Raw genomic sequence first — 241 nt, 5'->3', positions numbered from 1 at the left:
ATCACCTCTCGGGACCGGCTTTTCCTCGACGTTGGTGATCGGATGGCCATCGCGACGGTCGAGGAGGTAGAGCTGGCCCTGCTTCGTGGTTTGCAGCAGTGCGGGGATCGTTGCACCATTGGCACCGGGCAGATCCACAAGAGAGGGCCCGACCGGAACGTCGAAATCCCACAGATCATGATGAACTGTCTGAAAGTGCCACCGCTCCTCTCCTGTTGTCAGGTCGAGGGCAACCAGCGAG

General features: G+C 60.2%; 1 pseudogene. It reads right to left on the bottom strand.

Going from position 1 to position 241, the window contains the following annotated elements:
• Window positions 1-241: pseudogene (locus tag SB679_RS26070) on the bottom strand (pyrroloquinoline quinone-dependent dehydrogenase); the annotation flags it as partial.

This window comes from Chryseobacterium sp. SIMBA_029, from assembly GCF_046535275.1.
GTDB lineage: Bacteria > Bacteroidota > Bacteroidia > Flavobacteriales > Weeksellaceae > Chryseobacterium.
The sequence above is the reverse complement of the archived record's forward strand: the minus strand, read 5'-3'. Positions and strand labels throughout refer to the sequence as shown.